This window comes from Paracoccus ravus, assembly GCF_004522175.1.
GTDB classification, from domain to species: domain Bacteria; phylum Pseudomonadota; class Alphaproteobacteria; order Rhodobacterales; family Rhodobacteraceae; genus Paracoccus; species Paracoccus ravus.
This window is the reverse complement of the sequence record NZ_SDEB01000004.1, coordinates 71,375-93,834: the sequence shown is the minus strand read 5'-3', so window position 1 is coordinate 93,834 and position 22,460 is coordinate 71,375. Positions and strand designations below refer to the sequence as shown.

Annotated in this window: 19 protein-coding genes; 7 read left to right on the top strand and 12 right to left on the bottom strand. The window is 63.9% G+C overall.

Annotated elements, in window-relative coordinates; translation table 11 throughout:
• From ESZ60_RS04870 to ESZ60_RS04860, 3 genes are all read right to left on the bottom strand, one after another.
• Entirely contained in the window at nt 1-1,575 is a 1,575-nt protein-coding gene (locus tag ESZ60_RS04870; protein WP_134679302.1) for a Re/Si-specific NAD(P)(+) transhydrogenase subunit alpha, read from the bottom strand.
• A 198-nt stretch (nt 1,576-1,773) separates the two neighbouring features.
• A complete protein-coding gene (locus ESZ60_RS04865) occupies nt 1,774-3,912 on the bottom strand; it encodes a malate synthase G (protein WP_134679301.1) in 2,139 nt (712 codons plus the stop codon).
• Nucleotides 3,913-4,078: 166 nt separating this feature from the next.
• A complete protein-coding gene (locus tag ESZ60_RS04860; RefSeq protein WP_134679300.1) occupies nt 4,079-4,705 on the bottom strand; it encodes a hypothetical protein in 627 nt (208 codons plus the stop codon).
• 155 nt (nt 4,706-4,860) lie between these two features.
• Here ESZ60_RS04860 and pepN point away from each other — a divergent pair, with 155 nt between their 5' ends.
• On the top strand, nt 4,861-7,410 hold the full coding sequence (gene pepN / locus ESZ60_RS04855; RefSeq protein ID WP_134679299.1) for an aminopeptidase N: 2,550 nt from the start codon (nt 4,861-4,863) through the stop codon (nt 7,408-7,410).
• Nucleotides 7,411-7,480: 70 nt separating this feature from the next.
• Nucleotides 7,481-8,365, top strand: a complete 885-nt coding sequence (locus ESZ60_RS04850) for a 1-acyl-sn-glycerol-3-phosphate acyltransferase (protein ID WP_245155578.1) — start codon at nt 7,481-7,483, stop codon at nt 8,363-8,365.
• 33 nt (nt 8,366-8,398) lie between these two features.
• Here ESZ60_RS04850 and proB read toward each other — a convergent pair whose 3' ends face one another.
• Complete coding sequence (proB, locus tag ESZ60_RS04845; RefSeq protein ID WP_134679297.1) at nt 8,399-9,511, bottom strand: glutamate 5-kinase; 1,113 nt, start codon at nt 9,509-9,511, stop codon at nt 8,399-8,401.
• Entirely contained in the window at nt 9,499-10,530 is a 1,032-nt protein-coding gene (obgE, locus tag ESZ60_RS04840; protein WP_134679296.1) for a GTPase ObgE, read from the bottom strand. The genes proB and obgE overlap by 13 nt, the downstream gene beginning before the upstream one ends.
• Nucleotides 10,531-10,663: 133 nt before the next feature.
• Between obgE and ESZ60_RS04835 the strand changes: the two genes are divergently transcribed.
• From ESZ60_RS04835 to eno, 4 genes are all read left to right on the top strand, one after another.
• Nucleotides 10,664-11,002: a DMT family transporter gene (locus ESZ60_RS04835; RefSeq protein WP_134679295.1), complete on the top strand. Its 339-nt coding sequence runs from the start codon at nt 10,664-10,666 to the stop codon at nt 11,000-11,002.
• 56 nt (nt 11,003-11,058) lie between these two features.
• Nucleotides 11,059-12,477: a protein adenylyltransferase SelO gene (locus ESZ60_RS04830; protein WP_134679294.1), complete on the top strand. Its 1,419-nt coding sequence runs from the start codon at nt 11,059-11,061 to the stop codon at nt 12,475-12,477.
• A 15-nt stretch (nt 12,478-12,492) separates the two neighbouring features.
• The gene (locus tag ESZ60_RS04825) at nt 12,493-13,251 is read left to right on the top strand and encodes an endonuclease/exonuclease/phosphatase family protein (RefSeq protein WP_134679293.1); all 759 of its coding nucleotides are present in this window, start codon (nt 12,493-12,495) and stop codon (nt 13,249-13,251) included.
• A 64-nt stretch (nt 13,252-13,315) separates the two neighbouring features.
• Entirely contained in the window at nt 13,316-14,593 is a 1,278-nt protein-coding gene (eno, locus tag ESZ60_RS04820) for a phosphopyruvate hydratase (RefSeq protein WP_134679292.1), read from the top strand.
• A gap of 48 nt (nt 14,594-14,641) precedes the next feature.
• Here the strand turns inward: eno and ESZ60_RS04815 are convergent, their stop codons facing one another.
• Genes ESZ60_RS04815 through cysS form a run of 3 tightly spaced genes read right to left on the bottom strand, consistent with a single transcriptional unit; the run spans nt 14,642 to nt 18,440 of the window.
• On the bottom strand, nt 14,642-15,403 hold the full coding sequence (locus ESZ60_RS04815) for a squalene/phytoene synthase family protein (protein ID WP_134679291.1): 762 nt from the start codon (nt 15,401-15,403) through the stop codon (nt 14,642-14,644).
• Nucleotides 15,400-17,019, bottom strand: a complete 1,620-nt coding sequence (cimA, locus tag ESZ60_RS04810) for a citramalate synthase (protein ID WP_134679290.1) — start codon at nt 17,017-17,019, stop codon at nt 15,400-15,402. Before cimA ends, ESZ60_RS04815 begins: the two co-directional genes overlap by 4 nt.
• The gene (gene cysS / locus ESZ60_RS04805; RefSeq protein WP_134679289.1) at nt 17,016-18,440 is read right to left on the bottom strand and encodes a cysteine--tRNA ligase; all 1,425 of its coding nucleotides are present in this window, start codon (nt 18,438-18,440) and stop codon (nt 17,016-17,018) included. Before cysS ends, cimA begins: the two co-directional genes overlap by 4 nt.
• 179 nt (nt 18,441-18,619) lie before the next feature.
• On the opposite strand from cysS, the gene ESZ60_RS04800 reads away from it, so the two are divergent.
• A complete protein-coding gene (locus ESZ60_RS04800; RefSeq protein WP_134679288.1) occupies nt 18,620-18,961 on the top strand; it encodes an MmcQ/YjbR family DNA-binding protein in 342 nt (113 codons plus the stop codon).
• A gap of 12 nt (nt 18,962-18,973) precedes the next feature.
• Here ESZ60_RS04800 and ESZ60_RS04795 read toward each other — a convergent pair whose 3' ends face one another.
• The 4 genes from ESZ60_RS04795 to ESZ60_RS04780 all read right to left on the bottom strand — a co-directional run bounded on the left by ESZ60_RS04795 (nt 18,974) and on the right by ESZ60_RS04780 (nt 22,369).
• Nucleotides 18,974-19,447: a pore-forming ESAT-6 family protein gene (locus ESZ60_RS04795; RefSeq protein WP_134679287.1), complete on the bottom strand. Its 474-nt coding sequence runs from the start codon at nt 19,445-19,447 to the stop codon at nt 18,974-18,976.
• Between the two features lie 95 nt (nt 19,448-19,542).
• Nucleotides 19,543-20,640 carry an ABC transporter ATP-binding protein gene (locus tag ESZ60_RS04790; protein WP_134679425.1) on the bottom strand — a complete coding sequence of 366 codons (1,098 nt, stop codon included), beginning with the start codon at nt 20,638-20,640 and terminating at the stop codon, nt 19,543-19,545.
• A 56-nt stretch (nt 20,641-20,696) separates the two neighbouring features.
• Nucleotides 20,697-21,503 carry an ABC transporter permease gene (locus tag ESZ60_RS04785; RefSeq protein WP_134679286.1) on the bottom strand — a complete coding sequence of 269 codons (807 nt, stop codon included), beginning with the start codon at nt 21,501-21,503 and terminating at the stop codon, nt 20,697-20,699.
• Entirely contained in the window at nt 21,500-22,369 is an 870-nt protein-coding gene (locus ESZ60_RS04780; protein WP_134679285.1) for an ABC transporter permease, read from the bottom strand. Before ESZ60_RS04780 ends, ESZ60_RS04785 begins: the two co-directional genes overlap by 4 nt.
• Between the last annotated feature and the right edge of the window lie 91 nt (nt 22,370-22,460).

The following is a 22,460-nucleotide window of genomic DNA, read 5'->3' as shown; positions in this document are numbered from 1 at the left end:
TTACGACTTCTGGAACATGGCGAGCATCCGGCGCGTGACCAGGAAGCCGCCGAAGATGTTGATCCCCGCCATCAAGACCGACAGCGCGCCCAGGATCACGATCAGCCACGAGCCAGAGCCGATCTGCAAGAGCGCGCCGACGATGATGATCGACGAGATCGCATTGGTGATCGCCATCAAGGGCGTGTGCAGCGAATGGCTGACATTCCAGATCACCTGGAAGCCCACGAAACAGGCCAGCACGAAGACGATGAAATGCGACAGGAAGCTCGCGGGCGCGAAGCTGCCGACGAGCAGCATCACCGCCGCCCCAACGGCCAGCAGCGTGACCTGCGATTTGGTCTGCGCCTTGAAGGCGGCGAGTTCGCTCGCGCGCTTTTCCTCGGGGGTGAGTTCGCGGGCCTTCTCGCGCGGCTTCTGCGCCGCGATGGCCGCGATCTTGGGCGGCGGCGGCGGCCAAGTCACGTCGCCGTCATGGGTGACAGTCGCGCCACGGATGACGTCATCCTCCATGTTCTGGACAAGCTTGCCATCCTTGCCGGGTGTCAGGTCGGCCAGCATGTGGCGGATATTGTTGCCATAAAGCTCGGAGGATTGCGTCGCCATGCGCGAAGGGAAATCGGTGTAGCCGATGATGACGACGCCGTTCTCGGTGACGAACCGCTCATCGGGCACGGTCAGGTCGCAATTGCCGCCGCGCTCGGCGGCGAGGTCCACGATCACCGATCCGGGCTTCATCGCCTCGACCATATCGGCGGTCCAAAGTTTCGGGGCATCGCGGCCGGGGATCAGCGCCGTGGTGATGACGATGTCCATCTGCGGCGCAAGCTCGCGGAACTTCTCAAGCTGCTTTTCGCGGAATTCGGGGCTCGAGGGCGCCGCATAGCCGCCGGTCGCAGCACCGTCCTGCGCCTGTTCCTTGAAATCGAGATAGACGAATTCCGCGCCCATCGATTCGATCTGCTCGGCGACTTCGGGCCGCACGTCAAAGGCATAGACCTGCGCGCCAAGGCTCGTCGCCGCGCCGATCGCGGCCAGCCCCGCGACGCCCGCGCCGACGACCAGCACCTTGGCCGGGGGCACCTTGCCCGCCGCCGTCACCTGGCCGGTGAAGAAGCGGCCGAAATTGTTCGCGGCCTCGATCACCGCGCGGTAGCCCGCGATATTCGCCATCGAGGACAGCGCGTCCATCTTCTGCGCGCGGCTGATCCGGGGCACCATGTCCATGGCGATGGCGGTGATGCCCTGCTCGCGCGCGACCTCCAGAAGATCGGAATTCTGCGAGGGATAGAAATGCGCGATCAGGGTCTGGCCATGGCGCATCTCGCGGATCTCTTCCGCGCTTGGCGGCCGGACCTTGACCACCACGTCCACGTCGTTGATGAGCGCCGAGGCGGTCGGCTCGACCGTTATCCCCGCCGCCTCATAGGCGGCATCGGTAAAGCCAGCGCGGGTGCCAGCGCCCGTCTCGACATAGACCTCATGGCCGAGTTTCTTCAGGTGGGCAGCCGAAGACGGTGTGACCGCGACCCGCGCCTCTCCCTCGTAACTCTCCTTCAAAGCGCCGATCTTCACGAGAGCACCTCCCCTGTTAGCGTGCTACAGGCGAGTTGATAGCATCGCGAAATTATCTTTCACAAGGGCGTGACGGCCGGAGTCATCCGGAAATCCGACGCCACGTTACTTGATGCATTGCTGCCAATCGTCCGCGCCTGCCATGAAAAAGGCCCCGAAAGCAAAGCTTCGGGGCCGGTCGAGACTGGCGGGAATACGTCAAGCCGCCTGCTCGGCCTTGGCTTGGAGGCGACGGGCATGCAGCACCGGCTCGGTATAGCCCGAGGGCTGGACGCGGCCCAGAAAGACGAGATCGCAGGCCGCCTGGAACGCCACCCCGTCATAGCCGGGTGCCATCGGACGATAGAGCGGATCGGCAGCGTTCTGGCGATCCACCACCAGCGCCATCTTGCGCATGGCGTTCATCACCTGCCCCTCGCCGACCACGCCATGATGCAGCCAGTTCGCCAGGGACTGCGCCGAAATCCGCAGCGTGGCGCGGTCCTCCATCAGGCCGATATCGTTGATATCGGGAACCTTCGAGCAGCCGACGCCCTGGTCGATCCAGCGCACGACATAGCCCAGAATGCCTTGGCAGTTGTTTTCAAGCTCGCGGCCTACCTCGGCATCGCTGTAATTGCGCCCGCCCGCCAGCGGGATGGTCAACAGATCGTCAAGGCGCGCAGGACGGTTCAGCGCCGCAATCTCGGCCTGGCGGGCATGGACATCGACCTTGTGGTAATGCGTGGCATGGAGCGTCGCCGCGGTGGGACTGGGCACCCATGCCGTGTTCGCGCCCGACATCGGATGGGCGATCTTCTGCGCCAGCATATCGGCCATCCGGTCGGGCATCGCCCACATGCCCTTGCCGATCTGCGCCTTGCCGGCAAGGCCGCAGGCCAGACCGATATCGACATTGCGATCCTCATAGGCCGAGATCCAGGGCTGCGATTTCATCTCGCCCTTGGCCAGCATCGCTCCCGCCTCGATCGAGCTATGGATCTCGTCGCCGGTGCGGTCGAGGAAGCCGGTATTGATGAAGGCCACGCGATGTTTGGCGGCACGGATGCATTCGCGCAGGTTCGCGCTGGTGCGGCGCTCTTCATCCATGATGCCCAGCTTGACGGTATGGCGCGGCAGGCCCAGAACGTCTTCGACATGATCGAAGATGGCGCTCGCGAACGCCACTTCCTCGGGGCCGTGCATCTTGGGCTTCACGACATAGATCGAACCGGTGACCGAGTTCCCCTCGGTCCCGCGATCAAGGTCTCGCTTGGCGCAAAGCGCGGTGATCATGGCATCCAGAAGTCCCTCGAAGACCTCATTGCCCTCGCGGTCCAAAACGGCGGGCGTGGTCATCAGATGGCCGACATTGCGCACCAGCATCAGCGCGCGGCCCTTATGGGTCACGGTCGATCCGTCGGGCGCGGTAAAGCTGACATCGGGGTTCAGGCGGCGGGTAAAGCTCTTGCCGCCCTTTTCGACCTCTTCAGTCAGCGAGCCATCCATCAGGCCCAGCCAATTGGCATAGGCGAGCGCCTTGTCCTCGCCGTCGACGCAGGCGACCGAATCCTCGCAATCCATGATCGCAGAGAGGGCGGATTCCAGAATGATATCGGAAATCCCCGCCTTGTCCTGACCGCCAACCGGGGTCGAGGGGTCGATCACGATATGGATCAGCAGGCCATTGTTCACCAGGAAGACATCGCTCGGCGCAGCCGCATCGCCGCGATAGCCCGCGAAACGCGACGCATCGCCCAGCGCAGGGGAAAATTCCCCGCCCGCGACCGAAAAGCCCGCGAGATCGGCCCAAGAGCCACTGGCCAGCGGCACAGCCTGATCTAGAAAATCGCGCCCCCATGAAATGACGCGCGCGCCGCGACCGGCATCATAACCCTTGCCCTGTGGCAGGTCGCCCAGCGCATCGGTGCCGTAAAGCGCATCGTAAAGGCTGCCCCAGCGGGCATTCGCGGCATTGAGCGCGTAACGGGCATTGGTGATGGGAACGACAAGCTGCGGCCCGGCCACCTTGGCGAATTCCGGATCCGTGGCCTGGGTTTCGATCTGGAACTCATCGCCCTCGGGAATGAGATAGCCGATCTCGGAAAGGAACGCGCGATAGGCCTGCATATCGACAGCCTGTCCCCTTCGGGCGATATGCCAACCGTCGATCGCCGCCTGAAGTTCGTCCCGCTTTTCCAGCAGGGCGCGATTTCTTGGCCCGAATTCATGGATCAGGGTCGAAAGCCCCTCCCAGAAGCGGCGCGGCTCGACGCCACTTCCCGGCAAAGCGCGATCATTGATAAAATCGGCCAGCGTCTCATCGACCCGCAATCCCGCCTTTTCGACCCTCGCCATCGTCCTGCTTTCCTTCCATATCCCTAAGTTCGGTACACTTTGGTATGCCAAACGCAGCTACCATTCAACCTTGGCCACTATAGAGCAAATTTTGAAGGTGTTTCCCGAACAAATAGAAAAACCGCCGCCCGGATGAGGGGCGGCGGTTCGTTTGCTCGTTGCGCGATCAGTTCGACGGCGCGGTTGCCGGCGGTGGGGTGGTGGTCGAAGCAGGCGGCGTGGTCGGCTCGACGGTCACGGCATCATCTACTGCCTGTTCCGCATCCTCCATCGCCTCGCCGGCAGCGGTGGCCGCGTCGCTTGCGGCCTCTTCGGCGGCATCAACGGCCTCCGAGGCAGCCTGACCCGCAGCATTGGCGGCGTCGCTGGCCGAATTTGCCGCATCCGAGGCAGCCTCGCCGACGGCAGCGCCTGCAGCCTCGGTGGCATTCTCTGCCGCGGTTGCGGCATCGCTTGCCGCCTCGCCAGCGGCATTCGCCGCGTCATTGGCTGCGTCGGCGGCGCTATTGGCGGCGTCGGCCGCGGCTTCCGGCGCGGTTGTCGCAGGTGCGGTCGAGGTCTCGGCGGGGGCCGTCGTGGTCACCGCAGGCTCTGTCCCGGTGGTGACCTCATTGCCATTCATGAAATACTGGACGACGAAATAGGCGATCGCCAGCGCGAGAAGGATGCCGATGATCAGCGGCAAGGGCGAGGCGCGACGCTCGACCGGTTCGACATAGGTCTGGTTGACCTGACCCGGATAGGGATCGACGGGATCATTCCTTTTCGGATCATTGGGATCGTAATTGGCCATCTTGGCTCTCCTCAGCACAAGGTTCCGGGGTCACGCCTGAGGATTGCGATGCATGGGCAATCGCCTCGGTGGGTTGCGACCCTGATATGCCCGGACTAACAATCGGGTTTCCGCACAAGTTCCGTGCCTTGCCAAGTTTTTTGAAGGTCCCCGACATGACCGACACGCAATATCTCTCAGATTGGCGCCCCTATCCCTATGAGATCACCGAGACCCGGCTGGAGTTCCGGCTTGATCCAAGGGCCACGCGGGTGCGCTCCCAGATCGACTTCCACCGCATCTCGGAAGGGAATCTGGTCCTTGACGGCGCGGGGCTGAAGACGCTCGCGCTGGCGATCGACGGCACGCCCCTCGATCTGTCCCTGCTTCCAGAAAGCGGCGAGACGCTGGTGATCCCGGCGGATTCCCTTCCCGAGAGCTTTACCTTCGAAGCCGAGGTCGAGATCGATCCCGAGGCCAACACCTCCCTTGAGGGGCTTTACCTTTCGGGCGGCATGTTCTGCACCCAATGTGAGGCCGAGGGCTTCCGCCATATCACTTGGTATCCCGACCGTCCCGATGTGATGGCCCCCTTTACCGTGACGGTGCATTCCGAGATGCCCGTGCTTCTGTCGAACGGTAACCCTGTCAGCGAAGCACCGGGAAAAGCCGTCTGGCACGACCCTTGGAAGAAGCCCGCCTATCTCTTTGCGCTTGTGGCGGGTGACCTTCGCGCCATCTCTGACAAGTTCACCACCATGTCGGGTCGTCCCGTCGATCTGAATGTCTGGGTCCGCCCCGGCGACGAACCGCGCGCGGGCTATGCGATGGAGAGCCTGATCCGTTCCATGAAATGGGACGAAGAGGCTTACGGGCGCGAATATGACCTCGATGTCTTCAATATCGTCGCCGTCGATGATTTCAACATGGGCGCGATGGAGAATAAGGGCCTGAACATCTTCAACTCGAAGCTGGTTCTCGCCACCGCCGAAACCGCGACCGATGGCGATTACGAACGCATCGAGGGCGTCATCGGCCACGAATATTTCCACAACTGGACGGGCAACCGCATCACCTGCCGCGACTGGTTCCAGCTTTGCCTGAAAGAGGGTCTGACGGTCTTTCGTGACCAGCAGTTCACCTCGGATATGCGCTCGGCTGCGGTGAAGCGTATCCACGATGTGCAGACCCTGCGTGCGCGCCAGTTCCGCGAGGACGCCGGGCCTTTGTCCCACCCCCCGCGTCCTGATCACTACCAAGAGATCAACAATTTCTACACCGCCACCGTCTATGAGAAGGGTGCCGAGGTCATCGGGATGCTCAAGCGGTTGATCGGGGATGCCGATTACCGCAAGGCGCTGGATCTCTATTTCGACCGCCATGACGGGCAAGCCTGCACGATCGAGGATTGGATCAAGGTCTTTGAAGATGCGACAGGCCGCGATCTGACCCAATTCAAGCACTGGTATACGGATGCGGGCACCCCCCGCCTTGCGCTGACCGAGGAATGGTCGGGTGGCAGCCTGACCCTGAACTTCCGCCAAGCGACCAAGCCCACCCCCGGCCAAGCCGAGAAGCCCGCCCGCGTCATCCCCATTGTCCTTGGCCTGATCGGCCCGAATGGCGACGAGGTGCTGCCGACCACCGTGTTGGAGATGACCGAGGCCGAGCAGAGCTTCCGCTTTGAGGGCTTGGGCGCGCGTCCGGTCGTCTCGCTGCTGCGCGGCTTCTCCGCCCCGGTGACAGTGGCCCGCGAGATGACGGCGGATGAGCAGGCCCTTCTGCTTGCCCATGACACCGACCCCTATGCGCGCTGGCAAGCGGGCCATGACCTTGCACTGGACGGGCTGATCGCCCGCGCCAAGGGCCAAGAGGGCGGCGCCGAGTTCATCCGCGCCATTGGGGGTGTCCTAGACGATGCCGAGGCGGATCCGGCCTTTGCGGCACTTTGCCTTGCCCTGCCCGGCGAGGAAGAGATCGCGACCACCATCGCGGCCTCGGGCGTGGTGCCCGACCCCGATGCGATCCACTCCGCCCGTCGCAGCCTGATGCAGGACATCGCCCAGGCCCATGAGCCGGCGCTTGCCGCGCTTTATGACGCCATGACGCCGATCGGCCCCTATGTCCCCGATGCCGAGGGTTCGGGCCGGCGCAGCCTGCGTCTGGCGGCACTTGCCTATCTCAGCCGTCTCGACAATGCCGAACGCGCCGAGGCGCTGTTCGACAGTGCGGGCAATATGACCGAGCGCGAGGGGGCCTTGGGCCAACTCATCGCCGCTGGCCGTGACGCCGACGCTCTCGCCCGCTTCGAGGCCGAGTTCCGCGACAACCGCCTGGTCATGGACAAGTGGTTCACCGTGCAGCCCCTGCGCAGCGAGTCGCATCTCGCCGTCGCCCGTGCCAAAGACCTGGCCAAACGCCCCGATTTCGACTGGAAGAACCCCAACCGTTTCCGGGCGCTGATCGCGGGCGTGACCTCGAACCATGCGGCTTTCCATGCAGCCGACGGCTCGGGCTATGACTTCGTCGCCGATTGGCTGATGAAGCTCGATCCGGTGAATGCGCAGACCACGGCGCGGATGTGCTCGGCCTTCGAGACCGTCTGGCGCTATGACGCCACCCGCCGCGCCAAGGCCAAGGCGGCGCTCGAACGCATCGCGGCGCTGCCGGGGCTTTCGCGCAACACATCCGAGATGGTGACGCGGATCCTTGCCGCCTCCACCTGAGAGAGCATCAACCTCTCTTGCACCTCCTCTCGGGCAGGGCAATACTCGCCTCATGGATGCCCGAGAGGACATGAAACAACGCCTCGATCCGCTGATAGATGAGCGGGCACCTTGGCTATTTTCAGGCCATTGGCACCATAACCTGATACGGCAGGCACTGATGTGGCTGCTACGTTACCCGCGCACTGTCGAGCTGGGGGCCGAATTTCGCGACCTGCCCACCGATGAGATCATGCGCCGCATGGCCCAGTTGATCGTGCGCGATCTGACCGTCGAAGGGCTGGAGCATATTCCGGCCACCGGGCCTGCGCTGATCGTCTCGAACCACCCCACCGGCATCGCCGACGGGATCGTGCTGCATACGGTGATCTCGGCGGTGCGCGATGACCTGTTCATCTATGCCAATCACGACATCATGCGCGTTCTGCCCCAATGCGGCAGCCTGATCGCGCCGGTCGAATGGCGGGCCGAGAAGCGCAGCCATGCCAAGACCCGCGCGACGATGGATTACACCCGCGAGGCGCTGGGGCGTGGGCGCATCGGGTTGATCTTCCCCTCGGGCCGTCTGGCCAAGCGGCGCGGCCTGACCCTGCATGAGCGGCCATGGATGGCCAGTGCCGCGATGATCGCCAAGAAATTCGATGTGCCGGTGATTCCTCTGCAGATCCGGGCGCGGAACTCGGCGCTGTTCTACCTGCTCGATGCGATGCACCCGACAGTGCGGGACGTGACGCTGTTCAATGAGGTCCTGAACAAGGGTCGCCAGCCCTATCGCGTGAGCATTGGACAGGCGATCCAGCCCGCCACCCTGCCCGTTCGCAGCGAGGACGGCATTGCCGTCCTGCGCGACGCCGTCTTGGCGCTGCCGCCGCCTTCGGACGCGGCGGTGCAACTTTCGCAGATCCGTCGCCTGTCGCAGGGACGCGGCGCCTTGGACCCACGCCCGATCAAATGAAAATCCCGCCAATTGGGCGGGATAATTCGAAGTTCAGATCGCCATGTCGTCGCGATGGATCAACGCGGCCCGGCCCGGATAGCCAAGGATCTTTTCGATCTCGTCGCTGCGATGCCCTGCAATGGCATTCGCCTCGGTCGAGGAATAGCGCACCAGCCCAGAAGCCAGCGTGCCGCCCTGCCCGTCCAGCACCACCACCGGATCACCACGCCCGAAGCGCCCCGAGACCGAGGTGACACCCGCAGGCAGCAGCGACTTGCCGCCACGCAGCGCCTGCGCGGCCCCGGCATCGACCCAAACTTCGCCCTTGGGCTTCATCGCCGCAATCCAGCGCTTGCGCGCGACATGGGGATCGGTATCGGGCAGGAACCACGTCACCCGCGCGCCCGTCGCAACCGCATTCAGTGGGTTCAGGACCGAACCTTCCGCAATCGCCATAGCACAGCCACCGGCAACGGCGGTGCGCGCCGCCATCAGCTTGGTCTTCATCCCGCCCTTGCTGAGCCCCGAGATCGGATCGCCGCCCATGGCCTCGATCTCCGGGGTGATCTGCTCGACCACCGGCAGATGCCGGGCGGTCGGGTCGGTCTTGGGATTGGCGGTGTAAAGCCCGTCCACATCCGAGAGCAGCAGCAGTTGATCCGCGCCGCAGGTCACGGCGATCTGCGCGGCAAGGCGGTCATTGTCGCCAAAGCGGATTTCGTCCGTGGCGACGGTGTCGTTTTCATTGACGATGGGCACGACGCCCATGCCCAGCAGGGTCTGCATCGTCGCGCGGCTGTTGAGGTAACGCCGCCGGTCAGTCGTGTCGTCCAACGTCACCAGCAACTGCGCGGTCTTGACGCCATGCGGGGCCAATGCCTCCTCATAGGCGCGGGCCAGACGGATCTGGCCCACCGCAGCAGCGGCCTGCGCCTGCTCGACCCGCAAGGGACCGGCAGGCAGTTCCAGCACCTTGCGGCCCAGCGCGATCGCGCCGGACGAGACCAAAACCACATCCGTCCCACGCGCACGGGCGGCAGCCACATCGTCGCACAGCGCCTTGAGCCATTCGGCCCGCAGGCCTTTGTCATCCACAAGCAGGGCCGAGCCGATCTTGACGACCAGTCGCTGCGCCCGCCCCAACTCGGGGATTACGGCTGCCAAGGTGCGATATCCTCTTCGGTCTGGGGAAGGCGCGAGGGGGCAATCTCGGTCCAGAGCGCGCGCAGGACGTCGGTGACGCCTTCGCGCGAGACGCCGGACATCAGGAAGACCGGGCCGCCGATTTCGGCCTCAAGTTCGGCGCGCTTCTCGGCCAGTTCCTCGGGGTCGATGGCGTCGATCTTGTTCAGCGCGGTGACGCGGGGCTTGCGCGCGAGTTCCGGCGAATAGTTTTCCAACTCGGTCAGGATGGTACGCGCATCGGTCGCCACGTCATCCGAGGTGCCGTCGATCAGGTGCAAGAGTACGCGCGAGCGCTCGACATGGCCAAGAAACTGGTCGCCCAGACCGCGACCCTCGGACGCGCCCTCGATCAGGCCCGGAATGTCAGCCATCACGAATTCATAGGCGTCGACGCCGACAACGCCCAGATTGGGATGCAGCGTGGTGAAGGGGTAATCCGCGATCTTGGGCCGCGCATTCGAGACCGCCGCGAGGAAGGTCGACTTCCCGGCATTCGGCAGACCCAGCAGACCCGCATCGGCGATCAGCTTCAGGCGCAGCCACAAGGTGCGCTCGACCCCCGGCAGGCCCGGATTGGCATTGCGCGGCGAGCGGTTGGTGGCGCTTTTGAAATGCAGGTTTCCGAAGCCGCCATTGCCACCCTTGGCGAGCAGCACGCGCTGGCCCGGCTCGGTCAGGTCGGCGATCACGGTCTCCTGATCCTCGTCGAGGATCTCGGTTCCGACCGGAACGGTCAGCACGACATCGTCACCGCTGGCGCCGGTGCATTGCGAGCCCATGCCATGCTGGCCGGACTTCGCGAAGAAATGCTGCTGGAAGCGGAAGTCGATCAGGGTGTTCAGCCCCGGCACGGCCTCGGCCCAGACCGAGCCGCCACGGCCGCCATCCCCACCATCGGGGCCGCCATATTCGATGAATTTTTCGCGACGGAAGGACACGCATCCCGCGCCTCCGCCACCAGAGCGGATATAGACCTTGGCGAGATCGAGGAACTTCACAACGCTATCCTTGGCAAAAACTGGGGCAGAGCGTGGGATACGCCCTTGGCCCGCTTGGTTCAAGGGCGGCGTGACTTTTCGGCGCGGCAGATGGTAAATGCACGCGCCACCCTGCCCGAGCCCGAGGCCATTCATGCCATTCACGACCTATACCACGCTTGTCACTGCGATCGTCCTCGAGGTGATCGGCACGAGTTTTCTGCAACGCAGCCAGCAGTTCACGCAATGGCTGCCGACGTTGATGATGGCGATCTGCTATGCGGGGTCCTTCTACTTCCTGTCCCAGACACTGAAGGTCATGCCCCTTGGCATCGCCTATGCGGTCTGGAGCGGGCTCGGCATCGTCCTTGTGTCGGTGATCGGGCTTTTTGCCTTTGGCCAGCGGCTCGACTTGCCCGCCATGCTGGGGCTTGCGCTGATCGTCGCCGGTGTCGTGGTCGTCAATGTCTTCTCGAAAAGCATCCAGCACTGAGCCTGCCCTTAACATTTCCGCAATCAGGGCTAGATACAGTCGAAAGGAGGGTCACGATGATCCACTTCGACAACAGCTATGCCCGCCTTCCCGAAGGCTTCTTCACCCGCACCGCGCCAACGCCGGTGCGCGATCCGAAGCTGGTCGCGCTGAACCTGCCCTTGGCCGAGCGCCTCGGCCTTGACGCGGCATGGCTGCAATCGCCCGATGGGTTGCAGGTGCTGGCCGGGAACGCGGTCGCCGAAGGCTCCGAGCCCATCGCGCAGGCCTATGCCGGTCACCAGTTCGGCGGCTTCTCTCCGCAGCTTGGCGATGGCCGGGCGGTGCTGCTCGGCGAGGTCATCGCCCCTGACGGCGCACGTTTCGACATCCAGTTGAAGGGCGCAGGGCCCACTCCTTTCTCACGTCGCGGCGACGGACGGGCATGGCTCGGCCCGGTCCTGCGCGAATATCTGGTCAGCGAGTTCATGGCCGCATTCGGCGTGCCGACCACACGCGCGCTTGCCGCCGTCACCACCGGCGAGCAGGTCATCCGCGAGACACTTCTTCCCGGCGCAGTCCTGACCCGCATTGCCGCCAGCCATATCCGCGTCGGCACATTTGAATTCTACGCCGCCCGCGGCGACCGCGAGCGTCTGCGGCTTCTGACCGAACATGTCATCGCCCGCCACTACCCCGAGGCCTCGGGCACGGCAGACCTCTTGCAGCGCGTGGTCGAGGCTCAGGCCTATACCATCTCTTGCTGGATGGGTCTGGGCTTCATCCATGGCGTGATGAACACCGACAACATGTCGGTCTCGGGCGAGACCATCGATTACGGCCCCTGCGCCTTCATGGATGGCTACCGGCCCGACAAGGTGTTCTCTTCGATCGACGCTTACGGGCGCTATGCGTGGAACGAACAGCCCAATATCGCGGTGTGGAACCTTGCGCAGCTCGCCAGTTGTCTTGTCCCCCTGATGGGCGACAGCGACGAGGCCGTGGCCGAAGCCACCCGCATCGTCCATAGCTTCCCCGAAATCTACCAGCGCGAATGGCTGGCGCGCTTTGCCGCAAAGCTGGGCATCTCGAAGCCACGCACGGAAGATCGCGCGCTGATCGAGAAATTGCTATCGCTGATGGCGCAAGAGCAGGTTGATTTCACCCGCACCTTTGCCGGATTGTCGGATGGCAAAGCACGGGACGAATTCATTGACCGCGACGCCTTCGACCATTGGGCCGCTGAATGGCAGGCCCGCATTGCCGGACTGCCCGACGCCACCGAGATCATGGCCCGCGCCAATCCGCGCCGCATCCCGCGCAACCACCGGATCGAACAGGCCATCGCTCTGGCCCGCGACGAAGGGGATTACAGCCTGTTCCACCTGCTTGACGCGGCTTTGCGCCAGCCCCTCAGCGACCGCGCGCCATGGGATGCGTTGGCCCAACCGCCCCAGCCCGAGGAAATTGTCCAACGCACCTTCTGCGGCACCTAAGCAAAGAAAGGCGCCATGACTCCTCGCACCGACCGGCTGAGACTGGCCAGCTACAACCTGCACAAATGCCGTGGCATGACCGGCCCCCGTGCCCCCGAGCGCAATCTCAAGGTCATCGCGGACCTGAAACCCGACGTGATCGCGCTGCAGGAGGTGGATCTGCGCCTCGGGAATCGACCCGAGGCCCTGCCCCGCGCCGCGATCGAGCAGACGACCGGCCTGATCCCCGCCGATTTTCTGCCGACCGGCGAAACCTCGCTGGGCTGGCACGGCCAGACGATCCTGATGCGCCCGGAACTGGCCGCGCAGGCCACCATCCGCCGCCTGCCTTTGCCGGGGATCGAGCCGCGCGGCGCGCTGGCCTTGCGCCTGCCCGGCGTGACGATCATCGCGCTGCATCTCGGCCTCGTGCGATCCTCGCGGCGCGCGCAACTGCGCCGCATCGTGGCGCAAGCCGGGCGCTTTGGCCATGACCGACTGATCCTGACCGGCGATTTCAACGAATGGCACGACAATCGCGGGCTCGAGGCGCTCGCGCCCATGCATGTGCTGGCCCCGGGCCCGAGCTGGCCCGCCCCCTTCCCGCGCCTGCGTTATGACCGCATCGCCGTCTCGCGCGGGATCGAGGTGCTGGACTCGGGCGTCTGGGACAGCGAGATCGCGCGCCAGGCCTCGGATCACCTGCCGATCTGGGCCGATCTGGCGCTGGAGCCCTGGTCCGCCGCGCCGGAGCCCGGAATTTCCGGTCGTGTGAGCGATAACCCCGCCGAATGACGCTTTTCGCCCCGTCCGAAGGGCGTTAGACAACGGCCAAACTTTGTCACGAGAGGGACGGAACATGACCGCCATCATCGACATTTTCGCACGCGAAATTTTGGACAGCCGCGGCAACCCGACCATCGAGGTCGATGTCACGCTGGAAGACGGCACGATGGGCCGCGCCGCCGTGCCCTCGGGCGCCTCGACCGGCGCGCATGAGGCCGTCGAGAAGCGCGATGGCGACAAGTCGCGCTACATGGGCAAGGGCGTCCTTGAGGCCGTCGCCGCCGTCAATGGCGAGATCGCCGAGAACCTGATCGGGGAAGACGTCACCGACCAGATCGGCATCGACCGGTTGATGATCGAACTCGACGGCACGCCGAACAAGTCGCGCCTCGGCGCGAACGCCATCCTCGGCGTCTCGCTGGCCGTCGCCAAGGCCGCAGCCGAGGCCTCGGCCCAGCCGCTTTATCGCTATGTCGGCGGCACGGGCGCGCGCATTCTGCCGGTCCCGATGATGAACATCATCAATGGCGGCGAGCATGCCGACAACCCGATCGACATCCAGGAATTCATGATCATGCCGGTCAGCGCGGAAAACATCCGCGAAGCCATCCGCATGGGCTCGGAAATCTTCCACACGCTGAAGAAAGAACTGCAAGCCGCAGGCCTCTCGACCGGGATCGGCGACGAAGGCGGCTTTGCACCGAACCTCAGCTCGGCCCGCGACGCGCTGGACTTCATCCTGAAGGCCATCGAGAAGGCCGGCTACACCCCCGGCGAGGACATCATGCTCGCCCTCGATTGCGCCGCGACCGAATATTACAAGGGCGGCAAATACGAGATGAAGGGCGAGGGCAAGTCGCTGACCTCGGCCGAGAACGTCGCCTACCTTGAGGCGCTGTGCAATGACTACCCGATCCTCTCGATCGAGGATGGCTGCGCCGAGGATGACTGGGAAGGCTGGAAACTGCTGACCGAGACGCTGGGCGACCGCGTGCAACTGGTCGGCGACGACCTGTTCGTGACCAACCCCGAGCGTCTGGCCGAAGGCATCGATAAGGGCTGCGGCAATTCGCTGCTGGTGAAGGTCAACCAGATCGGCACCCTGACCGAGACGCTGGACGCCGTCCGCATGGCTGACCGCGCGGGCTATACCTCGGTCATGTCGCACCGCTCGGGCGAGACCGAGGATGCGACCATCGCCGACCTCGCCGTCGCCACCAATTGCGGCCAGATCAAGACCGGCTCGCTCGCGCGTTCGGACCGGCTCGCGAAATACAACCAGCTGATCCGCATCGAGGAAATGCTGGGCGCCTCGGCGGAATATGCCGGGAAATCCATCCTGCGCGGCTGATTGGCTGCTGCTTGGAATGCGGAAAGGGCGGCCAATGGGCCGCCCTTTTCATATCCACCAGCGATGGATCAGCGCGAAAGCGCCAAGCGCCAGCCGTTTTCGGAATTCCGAAGGCTGGGCGGCGGCCAAGGCCTCAAGCCCCTTCGGCGCTTCGCCGAGGACAAGTTTTGTGCCCGCGCCGGGGAAAAGAAGCGGGGCCAGCGCGCGAGGCACATTGCGGCGCAGGGACCGTGCCTCGGCCAGTTTTGCACGCGCATTTTTGGCGATCTGAGCGAGGGCTTCGGGCGAGGCGTCCCAAAGGCCAAGGCCAAGCCCCTGCAGCGCGGGCAAAGCGGCGAGCCAGTTGGTCAGGCCCAAACCCTCGGCCTGAGCCTCAATGGCAGGCATCGCCGCCTTCGGCCCATCGAGGGCCTCGGCGGCGAATTGGGCAAGTGGCACCGCCGTCTCCCGCACATAGGTCGCGACCGCGGTGGGGCCATCATGGGGTTCGCGGGCAGAGTCCCGGCGGCGACCTTCGGCAATCTGGGCGAAGGCGGCGGCCCGGGGACCCCATGTTTCGGCCAAAGGCGTCAGCAATTCATGCGAGGCAATCTTGCCCTTGGCGATGTCCTCCAACCGCTCGATCCACCACTGCACGCGCATCTCGGCAATCAGCGGCTCATTCGAAGCCAAGGGCGCGCGCGCGAGTTCGAGGTTCAGCGCGTAAAGTGTGATGAGGCGCGGGCGCGCGGCGGCGGGGGCGATGAGGCAGATGCCGAAGCGCTCCGGGTCATGCGCCCGGAGTTGTTCGGCGCAATGGTCCAAGCTCATGCCGGTTTCACCCCGTCGCGGATCAGTTTCCAGCGGATTGCGTCGACCAGAGCCTCGAAGCTGGCATCGACGATATTATGCGAGACGCCGACCGTGGACCAGCGGTTCCCCTGCCCATCGGCGCTGTCGATGATGACACGGGTCACGGCATCCGTGCCGCCCGCGGTGATGCGGACGCGGAAATCGACAAGCTGCATGTCCTCGATATGGGACTGGTAGGGCCCCAAATCCTTGGCGAGCGCACGGGAAAGCGCGTTGACCGGGCCGCGGTCTTGGCCTTCCTCATCCATGCTTTCGCTGACCGAAAGCATACGCTCGTCGCCAATCTGGACGACGACGACAGCCTCGGAGACAGTGATGCGCTTGCCAAGCGCATTCTTGCGCCGTTCGACGGTGACGCGGTAACGCTCGACCGAGAAGAATTCCTGCAGCCGGCCCAGTTCGGCCAGCGCGAGCAGCTCGAAACTGGCTTGCGCGCCGTCATAGGCATAGCCCTCATCCTCGCGGGTTTTCACCACGTCGAGGATGCGCGCCAGCGCCGGATCGTCGCGGTTGACCTCGATCCCTGCCTCGGAGAGGCGGGCGCGCAGATTCGATTGCCCGGCTTGGTTCGACATCGGAATGATGCGTTCATTGCCGACGACCGAGGGCTCGACATGTTCATAGGTCGCCGGATTTTTCAGGATCGCGCTGGCATGAAGGCCCGCCTTATGGGCAAAGGCCGAGGCCCCGACATAGGGCGCGGCGCGCGAGGGGGCGCGGTTCAGGATCTCGTCCAAGCGGCGTGAAAGACGGGTCAGCCCGGCAAGGCCCTTGTCACTGACGCCGGTTTGCAGCGCCGAGGCATAGGGTTCCTTCAGCAGCAAGGTCGGGATCAGCGTCGTCAGGCTGGCATTCCCGCAACGCTCACCTAGACCGTTCAACGTGCCTTGGATCTGGCGCGCACCGGCATCAACGGCGGCCAAGGTGCAGGCCACGGCATTGCCGGTATCGTCATGGGTATGGATGCCCAGATGTTCCCCCGGAATGCCGCCCGCGATCACGGCGCGGGTGATCTGGCCGACACGCTCGGGCAAAGTGCCGCCATTGGTGTCGCAAAGCACGACCCAGCGCGCCCCTGCCTCCAGTGCCGCGCGTAAGCACGAGATCGCGTATTCTGGATCATCCTCGAACCCATCGAAGAAATGCTCGGCATCGAACAGCGCCTCGCGGCCAGATGCCACCAGATGCGCGACAGAGGCACGGATATTCTCGAGGTTTTCGTCGAGCGTGATCCCCAACGCCTCGCGGACATGGAAGGGATGGGTCTTGCCGACCAGACAGACCGCGCCGGTTCCGGCATTCATCACCGCCGCCAAGACATCGTCATTCTCGGCCGAACGGCCCGCCCGCTTGGTCATGCCAAAGGCGGTCATGGTGGCGCGGGTCATGGGTGCCGCGGCGAAGAAATCGCTATCCGTCGGGTTCGCGCCCGGCCAGCCGCCCTCGATATAGTCAACGCCAAGCTGGTCCAGCATCTGCGCGATCTCGGTCTTTTCGCTGGCCGAGAATTGCACGCCCTGCGTCTGCTGCCCGTCGCGCAGCGTGGTGTCGTAAAGGAATAGCCGCTCGGTCACAGAAGCGCCCCCAGCTTGGCCGGATCGAGGCGCGGGCCTGCGAGCAATTCAACGCCGGTCTTGGACATGCGAACCTCGACCCCGGCCTCGGTCAGTGCGGTTTTCAGCGCATCGACGCCCGAGAAATCCTTGCTTTGCATCGCATCCGCGCGCAGATCGGAAAGCCGAGCCGAGAGTTCCTCAAGCGCGCCATCGACCGAGAAATTCACATTGGCGATGCTGGTCAGGTCGTGCTGCATCCAACCGCCCATCTCGGGTTGCAGCAGGCCAAGGAACTGCGCGGATGCGAGCAGCAAGGCCGGATCGTCCTTGAGGCCGTAAATCACGGAAATCGCGCCGGCGGTGTTCAGGTCGTCAGCCAAAGCCTCGATCACGCGGGGATCAGGGCTTACTGCGGGCTCAATGTCCTTGGTCAAGACGCGCCACTCCCACAAGGTATCTTCGGCGGCTTGGGCCTTTTCGCCGGTCCAGTCCATCGGCTTGCGGTAATGCGTGGACAGCAGGACAAAACGGATCACCTCGCCCGGCACACGCTTTTCCAGAAGGTCGCGGACGGTGAAGAAATTGCCCAAGCTTTTGGACATCTTCTTGCCCTCGACCTGCAGCATTTCATTATGCAGCCAGACCCGGGCGAAATCACCATGCGGATGGGCGCAGCAGCTTTGCGCGATCTCATTCTCATGATGCGGGAATTGCAGATCGATGCCGCCCGCATGGATGTCGAAGCTTTCGCCCAGCAATTCATAGGCCATGGCCGAGCATTCGATATGCCAGCCCGGACGGCCCTTGCCCCAAGGGCTGTCCCAACCCGGCAGGCCCGCATCCGAAGGCTTCCACAGCACAAAATCCATCGGATCGCGCTTGAAGGGCGCGACCTCGACCCGCGCGCCCGCGATCATGTCATCGACCGAACGCCCCGAAAGGCGGCCATATTCGGGATAGGAGCGCACGTCGAACAGCACATGACCTTCGGCGGCATAGGCATGTCCGCCTGCGATCAGGCCCTCGATCATCTCGACCATCTGCGGGATATATTCGGTCGCACGCGGTTCATGATCCGGACGGGTTGCGCCAAGCGCGTCCATATCGGCATGATACCACGAGATGGTTTCCTCGGTCCGCTCGCGAACCAGGTCTTCGAGCGTGCCTGGGGCACCAGCCTTCTGGCGCGACAGAGCCGTCGCGTTGATCTTGTCATCCACATCGGTGAAATTACGCACATAATTCACGTGGCGCGCGCCATAGACATGGCGCAAAAGCCGCACCAAGACGTCAAAAACCACCACCGGGCGGGCATTGCCCAGATGGGCGCGGTCATAGACGGTAGGTCCGCAGAGATAGAGGCGCACATTTTGCGGATCGATCGGGACGAAGACCTCTTTTCCGCGGCTTTTGGTATTCGTCAGTCTGATGTCGACCATGACTTCCCTCGATCTGGGTATCCCGAACCTCTCCCGGCGCGGGCGTCATTGGTCACGAAGGAACGCCCGCCTGAATTTTCAGCCGGTAATGATGCAGCGGATGGTGGCGGCGTTAAGCTTCATGGCTCTGCCATAAACCATCGCCTTGCCCCTGCCAAGAGAGGCTGCAACACTTGGCCATGAGCCGCGAACTCGTCAACGGAATATGCGCCGCACAGCCGGGGGCCGAATGGTCCGATCCCTGGGGTGGCGGGCATGATTGCTGGAAAGTGGGCGGCAAGATCTTCGCGCTGACCGGAACGGTCGGCACCCATGTCGCGGTCAAGACCGACAGTGTGGAAACCGCCGCCTTTCTGATCGAGACCGGATTGGCCGAGCGCGCCCCCTATCTGCATCGCAGCTGGGTCACGCTGCCGCTCGATGCCGCGCCCGATGAACTGGGCCATCGGATTCGCCACAGCTATCGGCTCGTGCGTCTGGCATTGCCCAAAAGGCGGCAAGCCGAGTTGCCGCCGATCTGAGTTCAGCAGTGCTCAGCCCGAAATCCGCGAAGCGAGTTCATGCAGCAGGCTGTCCATCTCGTCGCACAGCGCATCCTCGGTCTTTTCCTGCTGGAGGGCGGCATCGCTCAGACTGCGCTCGACCCCCATGGCCGAAACCGTTCCGGTCTTGCCCTTGGTCTCGGCGGCATCCCCCGCCGCCGTATCGCCGGGCGGGATCATCGCGAGCAGGTTCATCTGGGTCTCGACCGCGCGACCGTCGATATAGCCCTTGTCCTGACAATAGCTCAGGACGCCCAGCTGATTGCGCGCGTTTTCATAGGCAGCGGCCATGTCGGGTTGCCCAACGGCTTGCCCGACGGCTTGACCGACAGGCTGGCCCGTCGGCGCGGCCACGGCCTCGGTCGTTGCAGGTGCCGTCACGGCCGGGCTTGCCTCCTGCGCCGGGGCCGCCGTCGCGAAGGTCATGAATGTCACGGCGGATAGAAGTGCCGGGCGAGCGATCATGCCAGATCTCCGTCTGTTACCTTTCCGAGGAAGGTGGCACGTCTATCCGGGCACCGCAATTCGAGATGGCGATTTCCCGCTTAGATTGTGCGAGATTATCGGAAAAGCACCAGCGAGCCGGGTGACCAGCTGACATTGGCGCGCGTTCCGACATCCTGCACGTCCCGGCCAAAGACATTGCGCATCGCAATGCGGACCGGGCGGGCCTTGCCGTCGAAACTGGCCGAGCCGTCCAGACGGACATCGTAATAGGTCATGTCGCCATAATAGACGACCTCGTCGATCACCCCCGGCGTGACCCGGCTCTGGCCGGGCTGGCTGGCCGAGACCAGCGACACCGCCTCGGGGCGGAAGCCCACCGAGGGCCCCTCATCGCCCGCATCCTTCTGGCTGATATTCGCGGCCGGGATCTCGACCCGGCCCAGACCGGGCACCTCGACCTCGACGCCGGATGCCGTCTCGGCCAGGATGCGCGCGGGCAGGAAGTTCATCACCCCGATGAAATTCGCGACCCGACGGCTGGTCGGGCGGGCGTAAAGCGCCTCGGGGCCGTCCATCTGGGCGATCTGGCCCTCGAACATGACGGCGATGCGGTCGGACATGACCAGTGCTTCTTCCTGGTCATGGGTGACGAGGACGAAGGTGATGCCCACTTGGCGCTGCAGCTTGATCAGCTCGACCTGCATCTGCTCGCGCATCTTGCGGTCCAGCGCCGAAAGCGGCTCGTCGAGCAGCAGCACCTTGGGTTTCAGGATCAGCGCGCGGGCCAGAGCCACACGCTGGCGCTGGCCGCCCGAAAGCGCATGGGCGGCGCGCTTGCCGTAGCCTTTCAGACCGACCATCTCGAGCGCCTCCTCGATGGCGGCTGCCTTTTCAGCCTTGCTGCGCGGATCGCGGCGCAGGCCGAAGCCGACATTCTCGGCCACGCTCAGATGGGGAAAGATCGCATAGGATTGGAAGACCATATTGGTCGGCCGGCTATTCGCGGCGACCCCATCCATATCCTGGCCGTCGATCAGGACCACGCCATCGGCAAAATCCTCGAATCCCGCGATGGTGCGCAGAAGCGTGGTCTTGCCGCAACCCGAAGGGCCGAGCAGCGAAAAGAACTCGCCCGCGCGGATGGTCAGATCGATGCCGCGCAGCGCGTGGTAATCGCCGTAATGCTTGTGGACACCCTTGATCTCGATCATCGGGCGCGCGGCCGCGGTGCGGGCCCGATGCGCGGCGGTGCTGCTGGAAGGAGTGGTCACAGAAAGCCTCCGGTATCCTTGGCGCCGGTCTTGGCGATGCCGCGACGGCGGAAATATTCGGCGATGGTCAAAAGGATGATCGACATGAGGACCAGCATCGTCCCCAGCGCCATGATCATCGGGATCTGTTTGGGGAAGCGCAGCTGGCTGAAGATATAGGTCGGCAGCGTCGGCTCGTTCCCGGCAAGGAAGAAGGCGATGATGAATTCATCGAGGCTGATGGTGAAGCTCATCAGCAGGGACGAGATGATGCCCGGCATGACCAGCGGCAGGATCACCAGCCGGAAGGCGCTCCAGCGCGTCTCGCCAAGGTCATAGGCGGCCTCTTCCAGCGAGCGGTCGAGCGAATTGAAGGCGGTCGAGAGGATCACCGTCGCATAGGGCATGCAGATCAGCGTATGCCCCAGGATCACCGTCAGGATGTTCAACTGCACCCCGATCGACAAGAGCACGACCAGAAGCGAGATCGAGACGATGATCTCGGGCAGGACCAGGGGCAGCATGATCAGGCCCATGATCGGACCCTTGCCCGGGAACTCGAAGCGGGTAGAGGCGCGCGCGGCAAATACACCGAGGCAGGTCGCAAAGACCGAGGCGGAAATGGCGATGGTCAACGAGTTGAAGAGCGCCTTGCGCATCGAGGCATTCTCGAACATCTGGACGAACCATTGCGTCGTGACGCCCTTGAGCGGGAAGGCGATCACAGTGCCGGAATTGAACGCAAAGATCGGCAAGAGCAGGATCGGCGCGTAAAGGAACAGCAGGTAGCAGATCGCATAGACATGCAAGCCCCGCCCCTTCATTGACGCACCTTCAGGAAGCGGCGGTTCAGCGCGACGAAAATCAGGCTGAGGACCGCCACGATCAGCATCGCGGTTACCGCCAAGGCCGATCCAAGCGGCCGGTTGTCAAGGTCAAGCATCTGGGATTGGATCATGTTGGCGATCATCGGGATCTTGCCGCCGCCGATCAGGGCGGGCGTGACATAATCGCCGATGGTCGGGATGAAGACGATCAGCGCGGCCGCGACCACGCCCGGCATGGCCAGTGGCAGGGTGACGCGCCAGAAGGTCATGGCGCGGCTTTCGCCCAGATCCCGCCCGGCTTCCAGCAGCGAACGATCGATCTTTTCCAGCGCGATAAAGATCGGCAGGATCGCGAAAGGCGCATAGGCATGGGCCAGCGTGATGACCATGGAATTGACATTGTAAAGCAGGAAGCCCAGCGGCTGCTCGATCACGCCCAGCGTCTTCAATCCGGAATTCACCACGCCATTATAGCCCAGGATCACCTTCCACAGGAAAACCCGGATCAGGTAGCTGGTCCAGAACGGGATGGTGATCAGGAAAAGCCACATGGCCTTGCGGCCCGGCGCCACCACGAAGCTCAGGAAATAGGCGACCGGAAAGGCCAGAACGACCGTGACCAGCGTCACCAGCGCCGCAACCGAAAGCGAACGCAGCATGATCGTGCGGACGATCGGGTCGGACCAGACCGCGCGGTAGTTCTCCAAGGTGAATTCGCGGATGACGGTCAGGTAGCCATCCTTGAGAAAGGAATAGGCAAGGATCGTCAGCAAAGGCGCGGCCATGACCAGCAGCGCATAGCTCAGGGGCGGTGCGATCAGGGTCAGACCCTGCGCGGATTGTGATCGATTGCCTGTTGCCATCCCCTGCCCTTGCGCCGATGCCCTTGCCCGTTTGTTACGCAAGCTTTCACAAGACAATGTCAAGAGGAAGGAATTTTCCGGGACGTGGAGT